Here is a 15814-nt window from a genome sequence, read left to right as displayed (position 1 = left end):
CCCGGGTGCGCCGCCGCCGTCGTTAACCCTAGGATGGAGAGCGGCAGGGTCCGGACGCCGGACTCCTGGATCAACGACGCTGAGGAGTGGATATGGCAACGACACGCACCGCACACACTGTATGGAACGGCGACCTGATGACCGGGGCAGGGAACACCAGCCTGGACAGCTCCGGGCTCGGCACCTTCGATGTCACCTGGAAGGCCCGCGCCGAGTCCGCCGAAGGCAAGACCAGCCCCGAGGAACTGATCGCCGCCGCGCACTCCGCCTGCTTCTCGATGGCCTTCAGCCACGCCCTCGCCCAGGCCGGCCACACCCCGGACGACGTCAACACCAAGGCCGACGTCACGTTCGAGCCGGGCACCGGCATCACCGGCAGCCACCTGACCCTGAACGCCAAGGTCCCGGGCCTGTCCGAGGAGGACTTCCAGCGCATCGCCGAGGAAGCCAAGACCGGCTGCCCCGTCTCCGCCGCGCTGACCGGGATCACCATCACCCTGGACGCCACCCTGGCCGCCTAGCCAGCAGCGCCGACACAAAGGGCCCCCGCCCTCCGGTTTCCCGGGGCGGGGGCCTTTGCCGTGCGTTCCGGCTGCCGGCCGCTCAGGGCTAGTCCCGGCCGGCGTTAGCCCTGCCGGTGCCAGTCCCTGCCGGCATTAGTCCTGCCGGCGGGGCGGCAGGGGTGCCGGGCGGACGTTGCGGTAGCCCTCGCGCAGCGGCGGCCGGTCCGTGGGCAGTTCCTGGATCATTTCCTTGAGCGCACCGATGCCGTATTCGAGCTGCGGGTCGCTGCCGGCGGCGTACGCGTGCGGCGGGAACGTCACCTCGATGTCCGGGTCCACGCCGTAGTTTTCGACGCCCCAGCCGACTCCCCCGGCGAACCAGTTGGCGTAGCGCGGCTGGGTGACGCCGGTGCCGTCCGCCAGCGAGAATCGGTTGTCGATCCCGACGACACCGCCCCAGGTCCGGGTGCCGATGACCGGGCCGATGCCGCGGAGCTTGGAGACCTGGGTGATGATGTCGCCGTCGGACCCGGCGAACTCGTCGGCGAGGATGATCACCGGCCCGCGCGGTGCGTGGTGCGGGTAGGTCCGGGGGCGTTCGCCGCGGGGCATGCTCCAGCCGGTGACCTTGCGGCCGATCAGCTCGGCCACGAGCTGGGAGGTGTGGCCGCCGCGGTTGCGCCGGACGTCCACGATCAGGCCGTCCAGGGCGGTCTCGGTGTCCAGGTCGCGGTGCAGCTGCGCCCAGCCGTTGGCCATCATGTCAGGGATGTGCAGGTAGCCGAAGGTCCCCTGCGAGGCCTCGCGGACCGTGCGCCGGTTGCCGGCGACCCATTCCTGGTAGCGCAGCCGCTCCTCGTCCTTGACGGGGACGACGGCGACTCGGCGCTGCTCTCCGGCGCGTTCGCCGTGGCGGGGGCCGTTGCGCAGCGTCAGTTCGACGGCGCGTCCTGCGGCGCCGGCCAGCTGCATCGAGGGCGAGAGTTCAGGGCTCAGTTCGATGCCGTCGACGGCCAGCAGGACGTCGCCCGGGCGGGCGTCGACGCCGGGCCGGGTCAGCGGCGAGGTGGCCAGCGGGTCGGAGGACTCCCCGGCGAGGATCCGGGTGATCTCCCAGCCCTCGGCGGTGGCGGCGAAGTCGGCGCCGAGCCGGCCCTGTCCGTTGCTGCCGTTCTCGGTGACCAGTGCGGGCCGGACGTAGGCGTGGGAGGTGCCAAGCTCGCCGTTCATCTCCCACAGCAGGTCCACGAGGTCGTCGTGGGAGCCGAGGCGGTCCACGATCGGGCGGTACCGGGCGTGGACGGAGTCCCAGTCCTGGCCGGCCATGTCCTCGGTCCAGAAGAACTCGCGCTGCAGCCGCCAGGACTCGTCGAAGGCCTGGCCCCAGACGCTGACCGGGTCCAGGCGCACCCGGATACGGTTCAGGTCCACCTTGACCAGCTGGCCGGACTCCTCGTCGGCCTTGGTACGGGCCGAGCTGACGCGGACCTGCTTGTCCTGGATCAGGACCACCTTCTCGCCGTCGCCGGTGAGCCGGTAGCTGTCGAGGGCCTCGACGATGGTGGTGCAGCGGCGCTTGGCCAGGTCGAAGCGGACCAGGCTGGGGGCCGCGTTCTTGTCCTCGAGGCTGGCGCGGCCGTCGCCGGTCACGCCGGCCAGTTCGTGGTCCAGCCAGAGCAGGGCTCCGGCGGCGGCGCTGAGGTGGGAGTAGTTGCCCTGCGGCACAGGGACGCTGATGACGCGGTGCGCCAGGCCCTCCGGGTCGACGGTGACCGCGGGGACGGTGTCCGCACTGTCAGCGTCGGAGTCCTTGGCATCCGGGCGGCCTGTCGTGCCCGAGGCGTCCGTGGCGCCGCCGGCGGCCACGGCCTCGGCCAGGGCGACGCTGGGGCCGAACGGGGACGGCGTCTCCGCGGCGAGGGCCACCAGGTACGGCTTGATCGGGCTGGGGAAGGACAGGTCGAAGGAGTGCCCGTCGTAGACCGGGTCGAAGCTGCGGTTGGAGAGGAAGGCCAGGAACTTGCCGTCCGGGGTGAAGACCGGGGAGTCGTCCCGGAAGCGGCCGTCGGTGACGTCGATGATCGCCCGGGCGTCCTTTTCTCCGCCGCCGTTGCCGCCGCTATCTTTGCCGGCGCCGTCTTTTCCGGCGGAGCCCGGCACCGGTGCGAGGCGCAGCCGGGTGCGGGCGCCGAAGGAGGTCACCGGTTCGGCCCAGCCCAGCCACGCCGAGTCCGGCGACCACGTGAAGCCCTCGATGGTGCCTTCGCCGATGGTGGTCAGCAGGGTCAGCTCGCCGGTGCGGGTATCCGCGAGATAGATGTCGCCGAAGGAGGTTCCGACGGCCAGCCAGTTGCCGTCCGGGCTTGCTTCCAGGGCGCTGGGTCGGCTGGGGCGGGGGAAATCGATGCGGGCGGTGCCGGCAGACGAACCCGTCCGGGCCTCGGCGGCGATTTCGGCACCGGCGGTGCCGCCGGCCGCGTCCGCGGTGGCGGCGGTCGCGTCGTCGGCCTGCGGGGCTGCCGCCCGGACCTGATGTGCAGCGTCGCGGCCCGCGGCGTCGGATCCGGCACGGGTGAGCGCGGCGGCCGAGACGGGGCGGGGCAGCGCCGGGCCGGCGTCGTCGTCGGAGTGGTTCGGGGTGGCGGGGGCGGCGGCCGGTGCCGTGGGCGCTGCCGCCCCTCTATGGCCGACCGCGCTGCTTCCCGCGCTGCTTCCTGACAGCGGCGCGGCGATCGGGCGCAGGTAAAGCGCCTCGACCCCGTCGTGGTCCGCGATGTAGGCGATCTTTCCCTCGCCGAAGGGGCGGGGCAGCCGTGCCCGGACCCCTGGAGTGGCCTCGAGGATGCGGGAGGGGCCGTCCTTGTGCCGCAGCCAGTGCAGGGTGCCGTGGGACTCGACGGCGCTGGAGTCGCCGGTGCGGTCCGGGATGACCTCGCCGAGGTGGCGGGAAACCTTCAGCGGCGTGGAGCGGCGGCCCTGCGCGGCGGAGCCGAGGCTGATATTCAGCTTGACGGCGTCCACGTCGAGGCTGCTCAGGAGCCAAAGCTCACCGGCGGACTCGAAGATGACCCGCTCGCCGTCGGTGGTGGCATGCCGGACGTAGAAGTCCTCGTGATCGGTGTGGCGGCGCAAGTCCGATCCATCCGGAAGCACCGAATAGAGGTTGCCGTAGCCCTCATGGTCGGAGAGGAACGCGATGCGGCCGCCGACCCAGAGCGGGTCGGTGAGGTTACCGTCGAGGTCCGGGACCAGGCGTTCGAATTCGCCGTTGCCGTCGGCGTCGATCCAGAGCTTGCCGGCGGTGCCGCCGCGGTAGCGCTTCCACCAGGCCGGTTCGCGGGAGAGCACGCTGGCGAGAACGAGGGGACGCTCGTCGCCGACGACCGTGCCGTACGCCAGGGACTCGACCGGGCCGTACGGGAGTTCCTCGGCGGTACCGCCCTCCAGGGGCAGGCTGTAGGCGTGGGTAAGGCGGCTGTCGCCCTGGCGGAAGGCGCTGGTGACGACGACGTTGCCCTCGGGCGTGAAGCCCTTGACCCGGGTGGAGCTGTGGCCGAAGTAGCTCAGCTGGCGGTAGCCGCCGCCGTCGACGTCGGCCGTCACCACCTCGGGCGCCGTTCCCTGCACCACGGTCCACACCAGGCGCCGGCCGTCCGGGCTGAACCGCGGGTTGCGGGCCGGCAACTGCAGCGAGGAAACACGCCAGGCGCGGCCGCCCTCGAGCGGGGCCACCCAGACGTCGTCCTCGGCCACGAAGGTGACCAGATCGCCGTGCAGGTGCGGGAAACGGAGGTAACTCGAAGAGGTCATCGTTCGATCATAGTCAACGGCGCGCCGCACCCCGGGGAGGTTTCCCTGCCGCGCCGGGCATGGTGAGATGAACCATGAGAATCCTCGTCGCCGGAGCCTCCGGGCTGATCGGAACTGCCCTCACCACCCGGCTGCGCACCAGCGGCCACGACGTCGTCAGCCTCGTCCGGCGGCCGGCCGCGACTGCCGCGGAAATCGAGTGGGACCCCTCCAGCGGCCGGCTGGAGGACTCCGCACTCCGCGGCGTGGACGCCGTCATCAATCTCTCCGGAGCCGGCATCGGCGACCGTCCGTGGACCAGCCGCCGGGTCGCCGAGCTGAAGTCCTCCCGGCTGGAGCCCACCACCACGCTGGTGGCCGCGATGCGGCGCTCCGCCACACCGCCGCCGGTCTTCCTCAGCCAGTCAGCCTCCGGTTTCTACGGCGACGCCGGATCCGCCGTCCTGCGCGAGGACTCCCCCGCCGGCCACGGCGTCCTCGCCGACATCTGCACCGAGTGGGAGGCCGCCGCCCACCAGGCGCCGGCCGGGGTGCGGGTGGTCACGCCGCGCACCGGCGTGGTGCTCAGCCGCAAGGGCGGCGCCCTGGGCAAGCTCCTCCCGTTGCTGCGCGCCGGCCTGGGCGGCCCGCTGGGCAACGGCCGGCAGTACTGGCCCTGGGTCACGCTGCCCGACGTCGCCGGGGCCTTCGAGTTCCTGCTGACCGCCCCGCTGGAGGGCCCGGTCAACCTCTGCGCCCCCGAGGCCTCCGACGTATGGGGGCTGATCCGGTCGCTGGCCGATGCCCTGCACCGTCCCGCCCTGCTGCCGGCACCGGCGCCGGTGTTGCGGCTGGCGCTCGGCCGGCTGGCGAACGAACTGTTGCTGGCGAGCCAGCGCATGGAGCCGGCCGCGCTGGCAGCCGCCGGATTCGAATGGCAGCATCCCACCGTGCGCGAGGCGGCCGCCTGGGTGGCAGCCGGACAGTAGCTCGGCCGCGGGATAGCGCCGCGGTTCTCTCCGGACATCGACTCCGCGCGGGCGTGCTTAGACGGCCGGCAGGATTTCGCGGATCCGCCACCTCCCGTCGACGGCGGTCATCACCAGAATCAGCCGCTGGTCTCCGGCTGCTGCCGCCTCCGCCACGAGCGCACCGTCCCGGTCCAGCTCCCGATAGGCCGGAGTCGCGACCGTGACCGCCAGCTGGACCCGGGCGCCGTCGTCCGGGAGGGCACCTGCCCCGCCCGTCCACGTGCTGCCAAGGGGCCGGGACCGCACCTCCAGCAGCCGCTGCTCGAACCCCTCGAGAACGTGACCGTCCGCGGCGAGCCGGGCGGCAACCCCGGCGTCGGCCGCCGCGGCGGGTGACCCTGGCTCCGTGACCCGCGCCAGCAGGGCATGGTTTCTGGTCCGCAGTGCCAGGCCGCGCAGCCGGGCCAGGCCCTGCACCGCCTCCTCGGGCCGGGCCGCGGAGAGCAGAGGCGCCACATCGGCTGGGATTCCATCCCGGTTCCCGTCCGGTGCTGCATCTCCGGTGGCAGCCGCGGGAGCCGTCGCCTGTACCGCCTGCCGCAGAGTTGTCTCCGGGTCGCCCAGCGCCGGCAGGAACACGAGTACCGCCGCGGCTGCCACCGCCACGAGTGCCATGAGGATGGCCCGGCGAAGTGAGGCCCGCCGGGCCACGGCCCGGTGCCGGGTCCGCCCCATCTGCCGCCGTGACTTACCCGCGGGGACAGCGGGGCTCCGCCGCAACCGCACCTCCGCCCGCCGCGTCAGCTCCCCGGGGACACCGGTACCGACCCGCGGCGGGTCAATACGGGTTCCTGTCCCGAGCCGCGCAGGTTCATCACGGCCTCCTGGTCTGTGCTGTGCCCCATCCCCACGACCACGTCGTCCGAGCCGGACCCGCGCGGCGGCGGTCCCGCGCAGCAGCGCCAGGACCACGGCGGAACGCCGGGCCGCCCGCCGTTCCCGGAACGTGGCCGGGCCGGAACGACGCGTCAGGAGCTCCGGGAGAACCGTGGGGTGAGCCGAGACGGTCAGGTCCACCGGGGCCGCCGTCGCCGAGCGGTACACGGCCGCCGCGAAGTCGGACGCGGAGGGGCGAAGCCGGCGGTCGAGCCGCAGACCCGACTCCAAGGCAGCGGTCAGGGCGGCCGGAACGCCCGGCACCAGCAACGGCAGCGGGGCACGCTGCGGCTCCGGCGGTGGCGGGGTACCGGTGAGGCAATACCAGCCGAGCGCCGCGACGGAGTAGACATCGGCCTCCGGCTGCAGCCCGGCACGGAAAGGATCCACAGGGGTGGGGTCTTGGAAGCCGCCGGTCCCGGCCGGGTGCGCATCGGCGGCGTCGGCGATCATCCGCCCGACGCCCAGGTCCGAGAGCAGCGGCTTCCCGTGCGCCGTGAAGAGCACGTTCCCGGGTGAGACGTCCCCGTGGGTAAAGCCCCTGCCGTGCAGGTAGCTCAACGCCTGCGCCACCGGGGTCAGGATGGTGACGGTCTCCCCCGGCCCCAGGCTGCCCCGCGCCGCGATCAGCTCTGCGAGCGAGCCGCCCGGCGCGTAGTCGAGCACCAGCGCCAGCCCGGTCCCGCCGTCGTCGCCCGCCCGGAAGCGCACCACGTCCCGCACCCCCACCAGGTGGGCGTGCTCCACCACCGAGAGGATGCGCACCTCCCGGCGGACGGCTTCCTCCGTCTCGGGACCAGGCTCCGTCACACCGCCGGCCCCGGACGGGCCACGGTCGAAACACTTGAGCGCTACGCTCGCGCAGGAGGCCTGCTCCGTGGCGAGCCAGACGACGGCGGAGCTGCCGCGGCCCAGCATTCGGCCCACCCGGTAACCCTCGACGTCGGGGCGCCCGGGCTCCCCGTGAATAGTGCGCGCAGATTCGTCCATAGCCCATGAATACGCGCTTTTCCGCGACGCCGCAGAAGTTATCCACAGGCGTGAGAGTTTGACCACAGAATCGGTTGGGGCACGGGGCGAGGTCTAAGCTGGATTCCATGACTCTTGAGTTCCAACAGCTGGGTCTTGCCCCGGACTTCATCGACTACACCCGCGGCTGGGAGATCCAGCGCGAACTCCACGCGAAGGTCCTCGCCGGCACGGCGCCCAGCACCGTCCTGCTGCTTGAACACGCTGCCGTGTACACCGCAGGCAAGCGCACCGAAGACCACGAACGTCCCTTCGACGGCACCCCGGTGGTGCCCGTGGACCGCGGCGGCAAGCTCACCTGGCACGGCCCGGGCCAGCTGGTGGGCTACCCGATCATCAAGCTGAAGAACCCCGCCGGCATCCGCGATTACGTCGAGCGCCTGGAGTCCGTGATGATCGCCGTTCTGGCCGACTACGGCATCGATGCCGTCCGAATCGAGGGACGCGCGGGCGTCTGGATCGACGCGGACGAGAAGGGACCCGCCCGCAAGATCGCGGCGATCGGCATCCGCGTCCACGAGGGCGTCACCATGCACGGCTTTGCGATCAACTGCAACAACGACCTGGCCCCGTACGGCCAGATCATCGCCTGCGGCATCACCGACGCCGGCGTCACGACGATCGCGCAGGAAACCGGCCGGGACGTCGCCCCGGCAGACCTCGTGTCGCGGATCATCGAAGAACTGCGCAAGAATGAAGAAGCCCTCGTCGCTACCCATGAAGGAGCCCTGCTGTGACCCTGGCACCAGAAGGACGCAAGCTGCTGCGTATTGAGCAGCGCAACGCGGCCACCCCGGTGGAACGCAAGCCGGAATGGATCAAGGCCAAGGTCCAGATGGGCCCGGAGTTCGTCCAGCTCAAGAACCTCGTGAAGAAGGAAGGCCTCCACACCGTCTGTGAAGAGGCCGGCTGCCCCAACATCTTCGAGTGCTGGGAAGACAAGGAAGCCACCTTCCTCATCGGCGGCTCCGAGTGCACCCGGCGCTGTGACTTCTGCCAGATCGACACCGGCAAGCCCTCCCCCGTGGACATGTTCGAACCCACCAAGGTGGCCCGCTCGGTCCAGTCCATGCAGCTGCGCTACGCCACCGTCACGGGCGTGGCCCGCGACGACCTCGCCGACGAGGGTGTCTGGCTCTACGCCGAAACGGTCCGCAAGATCCACGAGCTGAACCCCGGCACCGGCGTCGAGCTCCTGATCCCGGACTTCTCCGGCAAGCCCGAACACATCGCGGCGATCTGCGACTCCAAGCCCGAGGTCTTCGCCCACAACGTCGAGACCGTGCCCCGGATCTTCAAGCGGATCCGCCCGGCCTTCCGCTACGAGCGCTCCCTCGACGTCATCACCCAGGGCCGCAACCTGGGCATGGTCACCAAGTCCAATTTGATTCTGGGCATGGGCGAAACCCGCGAGGAAATCTCCGAGGCGCTCCGCGACCTGCACGACGCCGGCTGCGACCTGATCACCATTACCCAGTACCTGCGCCCGTCCGAGCGCCACCTGCCGGTGGACCGCTGGGTCAAGCCGCAGGAGTTCGTGGAACTGCAGCAGGAAGCGGACGAGATCGGCTTCCTCGGCGTCATGTCCGGCCCGCTGGTCCGCTCCTCCTACCGCGCCGGCCGCCTCTGGGCCACCGCGATGCGCAAGAAGGGTTGGGAAATCCCGGCCGAACTCGCGCACATCGAGAGCTCCGGAAGCACCCGCCAGGAAGCCAGCTCGCTGCTCGCGGCACACTCCTGAACCACCCGCACCGCACTGCCAGCCAGGGCCGGCGCCGGAGAGATCCGGCGTCCGGCCCTGAGCCGTGCATCACGTAGAATTAAGGCATTATGGCGAATTCCTCCGACTCCAGCACGTCCACCTCTTCAGCCGAAGCGCCGAAGCGTGGCCTTTTTTCCCGTAAGACCAAGGAAGCCAAGGTCAAGAAGCCGAGCCGGCTGAAGCAGATCAAGGACGTCTTCCAGATGACCCGGCGCCACGACCCGATGGTGACGTGGCTGATCCTGCTGGCGTTCCTCGGCACCGTCGCGGTTGCCCTGCTGGTCGGTTTCCTGCTGGAGAACTGGATCACGGGCCTGATCATCGGCATCGTGCTCGGTGTCCTCGCCGCCACCCTGGTGTTGTCCCGCCGCGCCGAGCGCGCCGCCTTCGCCCAGATCGAGAACCAGCCCGGCGCCTCCGGCGCGGCGCTGGGAACGCTCCGCCGCGGCTGGATCACCGAAGACCAGCCCGTGGCCGTCAACCCCCGCACCCAGGACGCCGTCTTCCGCGCCATCGGCCGGCCCGGCGTCGTGCTGGTCAGCGAGGGCCCCAGCCACCGCGTCAAGCCGCTGATCGACGGCGAACGCAAGCGCCTGGCCCGCATCCTGCCGAACGTGACCATCCACGTGATCGAAAGCGGCCGCGGCGAGGGCCAGACCCCCATCAGCCAGGTCGCCCGCAAGATGGGCAAGATGAAGAACGAGCTCACCAAAACCGAGGTCAGCACCGTCTCCAAGCGCATCTCCTCGCTCGGCAACCGCCTGCCGATCCCCAAGGGCATCGACCCATACAAGGCGCGCCCGGACCGCAAGGCAGCACGCGGCCGCTAAGCACCGCAGCCCACCGGACGCCCCGGTCCAGGCCATTGGCCAGGAACCGGGGCGTCCTGCGTTTAAGTGCTGGTCCGCGGCCGGTGGGGGCTGGCGCTGATGGCGGTTCGGGGGTTCGGCCCGCCGGTAGGGTGCGGGATCGCGGGTTGGAAACGACGAGCCCGGGCGGAACGGACGAGTGGGAGGCATGCGGCACGACAGCGAGGACGACGAAGGCGGTCCGGCCCGGGTGCCCCCGCGCCGGCTTGCGTCAGCGGCGGATCAGGATGGTGTTGACGGCCTTGTCGTGCAGGCCGCGGTGGTCCGGGTCGAAGATGACGGCGGGGATCACCAGGCAGAGCAGGAGCGCGCGGACCGCACCGGCAAGCGGTCCGGCCGGGCCTCCCCCGAGCCGGACGACGTGGATGTTCACGACCCGGTGGCCGATGCTGTAACCCAGGGTTCCCACCAGCAGGGCCTGCTCCACCGCGAATACGGCGAGGGTGGCCCAGGAGTTGCCGGCGAAGGCGAAGTTGCTGATCAGCAGGGCGATGCCCCAATCGATGCAGATCGCGATGATCCGGCGGCCGGCCCTGGCCATCGAGCCGGGGCCGGATTCGGGCAGGCCCAGACGCTCCCCCGGGTACTTGGAGATGCCGGAGGTGTCCGGTCCGCTGAGCCACGAGCCAAGGTCTTTACGATCTACCACCTGCCAAGTTTACCGGGCGTCGGCAGGCCTCCGGAGCATTCACAGTGTGGACTCAAACGGCTCAAATCGCGGACATGGATAGGCCACAGTGTGGACACCGGCTAGCTTTAGAGGGTCAGCGCGGTTTGTAACCTGCGCGAAACAAAGCTGACACCGCGGGGAAACTCCCAATCCCTAGGGTGGTAACAGTTGTTAGCGGGATCCTGAGCGGGGACGGCAGTGCGCTGTCCCCGGCGTCGGACTGCGCTGGCCCGTACGGCCCCTGGGCCCGACCTTTCATATGCGTAAGGAGCATAGATGTTCAAGACTGCGGACGAAGTCCTCAAGTTCATCAAGGACGAAGACATCAAATTCGTCGATATCCGCTTCACCGACCTCCCCGGCGTGCAGCAGCACTTCAACGTCCCGGCCAAGAGCGTCGACGCGGACTTCTTCGTCAACGGCCAGCTCTTCGACGGTTCGTCGATCCGCGGCTTCCAGGGCATCGCCGAGTCGGACATGCAGCTCATCCCGGACGTCACGACGGCGTTCGTGGACACCTTCCGCATCGAGAAGACCCTCGCGCTGAACTTCTCCATCGTCAACCCCCGCACCGGTGACCCGTACCACCGTGACCCGCGCGGCGTGGCCGAGAAGGCCGAGGCCTACCTGGCCTCCACCGGCATCGCCGACACCGCGTTCTTCGCCCCCGAGGCCGAGTTCTTCGTCTTCGACAACGTCCAGTACCAGTCCTCCCCGCAGGGCAGCTTCTACAAGATCGACTCCGAGGAAGCCCACTGGAACACCGGCCGCGAGGAAGAGGGCGGCAACCTGGGCTACAAGACCCCCGTCAAGGGCGGTTACTTCCCGGTCTCCCCCACCGACAAGCAGGCCGATCTGCGCGACGCCATGTGTGTTGCGCTGGACGAGGCCGGCCTTGAGGTCGAGCGCAGCCACCACGAGGTTGGCTCCGCCGGCCAGGCCGAGATCAACTACAAGTTCACCACCCTGACCCACGCGGCCGATGACCTGCAGAAGTTCAAGTACGTCATCAAGAACACCGCGGACGCCTGGGGCAAGTCAGTCACCTTCATGCCGAAGCCGGTCTTCGGTGACAACGGTTCGGGCATGCACTGCCACCAGTCGCTGTGGAACGGCGGCGAGCCGCTGTTCTACGACGAGAAGGGCTACGCCGGCCTGTCCGACACCGCCCGCTGGTACATCGGCGGCCTGCTCAAGCACGCCTCCGCCGTCCTGGCCTTCACCAACCCGACGGTGAACTCCTACCGCCGCCTGGTCAAGGGCTTTGAGGCCCCGGTCAACATGGTCTACTCGCAGGGCAACCGCTCGGCCGGTATCCGTATCCCGATCACGGGTTCCAACCCGAAGGCCAAGCGCATCGAGTTCCGCGCGCCGGACCCCTCCTCCAACCCGTACCTGGCGTTTGCCGCACAGCTGATGGCCGGCATCGACGGCATCCGCAACCGGATCGAACCGCCGGCTCCGATCGACAAGGACCTCTACGAGCTCCCCGCCGAGGAGGCCAAGGACATCCCCAAGGCACCGGGCACCCTCGAGGAGGCCCTGGAGGCACTGGCCGAAGACAACGAGTTCCTGCAGGCCGGCGGCGTGTTCACCCAGGACCTGATCGACACTTGGATCGAGTACAAGTACGAGAACGAGATCCGTCCGCTCTCGCTGCGCCCGAACCCGTACGAATTCGAGCTCTACTACGGCGTCTAGTCCCTGACATAAGACGCAGGTAGGAACAGGAACGGCCCCCGCCTTGTGGCGGGGGCCGTTCCTTTTTAAGGCTTCCTCGTTAAGGCGTCCTCGTGAATGCGCAGTTATTCGCCGGTGGCGCCGTCGAGTTGTTCGCGCAGCAGATCCGCGTGGCCGTTGTGGCGGGCGTACTCCTCGATCATGTGGACCAGCACCCAGCGGAGTGATACGTTGCCCCGGCGGTGGTGCTTGCCGGTGACGTCCAGGTCCGGCGCGGCGGCGACGAAGGCGTCCGCGAAGTCCACGGCAGCGCGCCAGGCCGCCCAGGCCTCGCCAACGGCCTCGGCGGTGGGTTCCACGCCGTTGAAGTCGTAGTCCGGGTCCTCGTCCGACTCGAACGGGGCCGGGACACTCCCGCCGGCCAGCATCCCCCGGAACCAATGATGCTCGACATTGGCCAGGTGCCGCACCAGACCCAGAAGCGAGAGGGTGGAGGGCGGCACCGCGGCCCGGGCCAGGTCGGCCGGGGCCAGGCCGGCACACTTGAGCTCCAGTGTCTTGCGGTGCCAGGTGAGGAAGCCGGTGAGGGTGGTGCGCTCATCGGCGGTGGGGCCCGGTTCGGGACGGGGATCGGTGACGGGGTTGGCAGTCATGGCCGCCAGTCTAAGGCGAAGCCGTCAGAATGCGCGGTACATGATCCGCTGCGGCCCGGCGTTCCCCCCGAGGTACTGCCCCCAGTCCTCGAAACCGGCCCTGCGGTAGGCCGCCTGCCCGGCAGGATTCGCCTCGTTGACCGAGAGGACGACGCCGCGCTGGGTCCCGCCGAGCGCGGCGGTGAGCCGGGCGGCCTCCCGGACCGCCCCCAGGGCCGCGGCGGTGCCGTAGCCGCGGCCCTGGGCGCGCCGGTCGATGGCGAAACCGCGCAGCAGCCAGGCCGAATCGTCGTCGGCCCAGCCGGCGGAGCGGGCGGCGCCGGACTGCAGGGTCGCGGCGCCCACCGCCGCGCCGCCGACGTCCAGCACGTACGGGTGCCGCGACTCCTCGGCCAGGCCCACCACGGCCATCCGCAGCGGCTCGCCGACGAACCGGTCCTGGCCGGCGCCGAGTTCGACGCCGGCCAGCTCACCGAGCTTGACGGCGCGGGCGTCGTCGTCGAGGTCCTTCAAAGGAATCAGCCACACGTGCGGGGCAGCCGGGGGTCGTGCCACGGTCCTAGAGCACCTTGGAGAGGAAGTCCCGGGTGCGCTGCTGCTGCGGGCTGCCGAAGAGGGTCTCGGGCTCACCCTGCTCGCAGATGACGCCGTCGGCCATGAACAGCACCCGGTCCGCCACCTCGCGGGCGAAGCCCATCTCGTGGGTGACCAGCACCATGGTCATGCCCTCCGCGGCGAGGTCCTTGATGACCTGCAGCACCTCGCCGACCATTTCCGGGTCCAGCGCGGAGGTGGCCTCGTCGAAGAGCATGATGTCCGGATTCATCGCCAGGGCTCGGGCGATCGCCACACGCTGCTTCTGGCCGCCGGACAGCGACGCCGGACGGGCGTCGGCCTTCTCGGCGAGCCCGACCCGCTCCAGCAGCTTCAAGCCGTTGGCGCGGGCCTCGTCCTTGGTCTGCTTCTTCGATTCAACGGGTGCCAGCATGATGTTCTCGATCACGGACATGTGCGGGAACAGGTTGAAGTGCTGGAAGACCATGCCGATGTGCCGGCGGACCTCGTTGATGTCCACCTTCGGGTCGGTGACGTCGAAGCCGTCCACGGTGACGTGGCCGGCGGTGATGTCCTCGAGCTTGTTCAGGCAGCGCAGGAACGTGGACTTGCCGGAGCCGGAGGGGCCGATCACGCAGACCACCTCGCCCTCGGCCACCTCGGCGTTAATGCCCTTGAGGACCTCATTGCTGCCGAAGGACTTCTTCAGTTCCCGGACCGAGATCTTGCTGGCGGGGGTAGCTGCCGTGGTCATTTGTTGAACCTCTTATCCGCGAAGTTGGCCAGCCTGGTCAGGAGCATGATGACGACGAAGTAGAGCACCGCCACGATCAGCAGGGTTTCGGTGATCCGGAAGTTGCCGGCGTAGATCTGCTGGCCCTGGTAGAGCAGTTCGGCGAAGCCGATAGCCAGCAGCAGGGAGCTGTCCTTGAGCATGATGATCAGCTGGTTGATCAGCGACGGAGTCATGATCTTGAACGCCTGAGGGACCACCACCTTCTGCATGGACTTTGCGTAGCCCAGGCCCAGGCTGCGGCTGGCTTCCAGCTGGCCGGGGTCCACGGACTGGATGGAGCCGCGGACGATCTCGGTGATGTACGCCGCGGAGTTCAGGCTCAGGGTCAGGACGGCGGCGACCCAGATGTCGATGGGCTGTCCGGTGAGCTGCGGGATGCCGAAGTAGAAGAAGAACGCCCAGACCAGCAGCGGCGTGCCGCGGAAGATGTTGACGAACGTGGTGGCGATGCCGCGCAGGATGACCGAGGTGGAGATCTTGAAGAAGCCCATGAACAGGCCGATCAGCATGGCCAGGACGAAGGAGATCGCCGTGACCAGGACGGTGTTGCCGAGGCCCTTCATCAGCGCCGGGAAGCTGTTCGCGAGCAGGTCCCAGAAGCTGGAGGAGGTGGCCTGGGTGGGGTCTTTGAGGTACTTGTCGAGGATCTTCTGGTACTCGCCGCTGGACTTCAGGTCGGCGAGGCCGGTGTTGAAGGCCTTGAGCAGTTCCGGGTTGCGGCCCTTGTTGACGGCGAAGCCGTAGGAGCCGCCCTTTTCCTTCTCGGTGACGGACTTCAGCCCGTTGTTCTGGCTGATGCCGTAGGCCAGCACCGGGTAGTCGTCGAAGACGGCGACGGCGTTGCCGGACTTGACGAGTTCGTACATGGTGGCGGACTGGTCCAGGGACTTGACCGTGAAGCCGTACTTGCCGGCGATCGACTTGGCGAAGGTCTCGCCCTCGCTGCCGGTCTTGGCGGTGACGGTCTTGCCCCTGAGGTCCTCGTAGCCCTTGATATCGGTGTTGTTCTTGGCCACCGCCATCTGGACGCCGGATTCGAAGTAGGGGTCCGAGAAGTCGTAGATCTGCTTGCGCGGCTCCGTGATGGACATGCCGGCGATCACGCCGTCCACCTGGTTGGAGGAGAGCGCCTGCAGCGCGGCGTTGAAGCCGAGGGACTTGATCTCGACCGAGAAGCCCTGGTTCTTGGCGATCGTCCGGATGATGTCCATGTCGATGCCGGTGAGGTCGCCGCCGGCGTCGCGGAACTCGAACGGGGCGAACGTGGTGTCCGTCCCGATGACGTAGGTCTTCCCGGCAACGCTCGACGGCGCGGTTCCCGGCTGTGCGGCGACAGTAGCCGCGGGGGCGGCCGCGGAGGCGCCCTGGGCGTGCGCCGCGGCCGCGCCGGGGGCCCCGAGGATCAGTGCGGCGAACGCGAGCAACGCCCCGAGGAGGGTGGCCGTCCGCGGCCGGGAGGACCCGGCCTGCTGGAGTCTGGGCAAGGTAGAACAACCCCTAGGTAAGTGCGGGTGACGGCCCGTGGGACCGGCAAAGTACCCCTCGAGGCTACCCGCATTTGGCCTCCGGCGGCACGGGAGGGCGCCGCACAGGGGTCACGG

Annotated in this window: 13 protein-coding genes; 6 read left to right on the top strand and 7 right to left on the bottom strand. The window is 69.6% G+C overall.

Annotation, left to right across the window (positions count from 1 at the left end; all coding sequences use genetic code 11):
* The first annotated feature begins 92 nt into the window (after positions 1-92).
* Positions 93-521, top strand: coding sequence for an OsmC family protein (locus AB0305_RS15910; RefSeq protein ID WP_364137793.1), 429 nt, complete (start codon positions 93-95; stop codon positions 519-521).
* Positions 522-656: 135 nt separating this feature from the next.
* On the opposite strand, the gene AB0305_RS15905 is transcribed toward AB0305_RS15910, so the two are convergent.
* Entirely contained in the window at positions 657-4313 is a 3657-nt protein-coding gene (locus AB0305_RS15905; protein ID WP_364137795.1) for a S41 family peptidase, read from the bottom strand.
* Between the two features lie 74 nt (positions 4314-4387).
* Between AB0305_RS15905 and AB0305_RS15900 the strand changes: the two genes are divergently transcribed.
* Positions 4388-5281 (top strand): TIGR01777 family oxidoreductase, encoded by an 894-nt coding sequence (locus AB0305_RS15900; RefSeq protein WP_364137797.1) that lies wholly within the window; start codon positions 4388-4390, stop codon positions 5279-5281.
* A 57-nt stretch (positions 5282-5338) separates the two neighbouring features.
* On the opposite strand, the gene AB0305_RS15895 is transcribed toward AB0305_RS15900, so the two are convergent.
* Positions 5339-7189 carry a serine/threonine-protein kinase gene (locus AB0305_RS15895; protein WP_364137799.1) on the bottom strand — a complete coding sequence of 617 codons (1851 nt, stop codon included), beginning with the start codon at positions 7187-7189 and terminating at the stop codon, positions 5339-5341.
* 107 nt (positions 7190-7296) lie between these two features.
* Here AB0305_RS15895 and lipB point away from each other — a divergent pair, with 107 nt between their 5' ends.
* The 3 genes from lipB (at position 7297) to AB0305_RS15880 (ending at position 9820) form a co-directional block, all read left to right on the top strand.
* Positions 7297-7965: a lipoyl(octanoyl) transferase LipB gene (lipB, locus tag AB0305_RS15890; protein WP_364137801.1), complete on the top strand. Its 669-nt coding sequence runs from the start codon at positions 7297-7299 to the stop codon at positions 7963-7965.
* Positions 7962-8969, top strand: coding sequence for a lipoyl synthase (lipA, locus tag AB0305_RS15885; protein ID WP_290258155.1), 1008 nt, complete (start codon positions 7962-7964; stop codon positions 8967-8969). The genes lipB and lipA overlap by 4 nt, the downstream gene beginning before the upstream one ends.
* Before the next feature lie 89 nt (positions 8970-9058).
* Entirely contained in the window at positions 9059-9820 is a 762-nt protein-coding gene (locus AB0305_RS15880; protein WP_290258156.1) for a DUF4191 domain-containing protein, read from the top strand.
* A gap of 250 nt (positions 9821-10070) precedes the next feature.
* Here the strand turns inward: AB0305_RS15880 and AB0305_RS15875 are convergent, their stop codons facing one another.
* Positions 10071-10508 (bottom strand): RDD family protein, encoded by a 438-nt coding sequence (locus AB0305_RS15875; protein ID WP_364137804.1) that lies wholly within the window; start codon positions 10506-10508, stop codon positions 10071-10073.
* A 297-nt stretch (positions 10509-10805) separates the two neighbouring features.
* Between AB0305_RS15875 and glnA the strand changes: the two genes are divergently transcribed.
* On the top strand, positions 10806-12230 hold the full coding sequence (glnA, locus tag AB0305_RS15870; protein WP_290258158.1) for a type I glutamate--ammonia ligase: 1425 nt from the start codon (positions 10806-10808) through the stop codon (positions 12228-12230).
* Between the two features lie 104 nt (positions 12231-12334).
* On the opposite strand, the gene AB0305_RS15865 is transcribed toward glnA, so the two are convergent.
* The 4 genes from AB0305_RS15865 to AB0305_RS15850 are packed head-to-tail and all read right to left on the bottom strand — an operon-like array spanning position 12335 to position 15697.
* Positions 12335-12862: a DinB family protein gene (locus AB0305_RS15865; protein ID WP_364137806.1), complete on the bottom strand. Its 528-nt coding sequence runs from the start codon at positions 12860-12862 to the stop codon at positions 12335-12337.
* A 24-nt stretch (positions 12863-12886) separates the two neighbouring features.
* A complete protein-coding gene (locus AB0305_RS15860; RefSeq protein ID WP_364137808.1) occupies positions 12887-13417 on the bottom strand; it encodes a GNAT family N-acetyltransferase in 531 nt (176 codons plus the stop codon).
* Positions 13418-13421: 4 nt separating this feature from the next.
* Entirely contained in the window at positions 13422-14171 is a 750-nt protein-coding gene (locus AB0305_RS15855; protein ID WP_364137810.1) for an amino acid ABC transporter ATP-binding protein, read from the bottom strand.
* The gene (locus AB0305_RS15850) at positions 14168-15697 is read right to left on the bottom strand and encodes an amino acid ABC transporter substrate-binding protein/permease (protein ID WP_364137812.1); all 1530 of its coding nucleotides are present in this window, start codon (positions 15695-15697) and stop codon (positions 14168-14170) included. Before AB0305_RS15850 ends, AB0305_RS15855 begins: the two co-directional genes overlap by 4 nt.
* Positions 15698-15814 lie beyond the last annotated feature (117 nt).

Source organism: Arthrobacter sp. NPDC080086 (assembly GCF_040702285.1).
The sequence above is the reverse complement of the archived record's forward strand: the minus strand, read 5'-3'. Positions and strand labels throughout refer to the sequence as shown.

Coding starts and splice junctions, on each gene's coding strand:
- lipB (WP_364137801.1), top strand. CDS start 7,297: ATGACTCTTGAGTTCCAACAGCTGGGTCTTGCCCCGGACTTCATCGAC.
- AB0305_RS15865 (WP_364137806.1), bottom strand. CDS start 12,862: ATGACTGCCAACCCCGTCACCGATCCCCGTCCCGAACCGGGCCCCACC.
- AB0305_RS15880 (WP_290258156.1), top strand. CDS start 9,059: ATGGCGAATTCCTCCGACTCCAGCACGTCCACCTCTTCAGCCGAAGCG.
- AB0305_RS15895 (WP_364137799.1), bottom strand. CDS start 7,189: ATGGACGAATCTGCGCGCACTATTCACGGGGAGCCCGGGCGCCCCGAC.
- AB0305_RS15905 (WP_364137795.1), bottom strand. CDS start 4,313: ATGACCTCTTCGAGTTACCTCCGTTTCCCGCACCTGCACGGCGATCTG.
- AB0305_RS15900 (WP_364137797.1), top strand. CDS start 4,388: ATGAGAATCCTCGTCGCCGGAGCCTCCGGGCTGATCGGAACTGCCCTC.
- AB0305_RS15910 (WP_364137793.1), top strand. CDS start 93: ATGGCAACGACACGCACCGCACACACTGTATGGAACGGCGACCTGATG.
- AB0305_RS15855 (WP_364137810.1), bottom strand. CDS start 14,171: ATGACCACGGCAGCTACCCCCGCCAGCAAGATCTCGGTCCGGGAACTG.
- glnA (WP_290258158.1), top strand. CDS start 10,806: ATGTTCAAGACTGCGGACGAAGTCCTCAAGTTCATCAAGGACGAAGAC.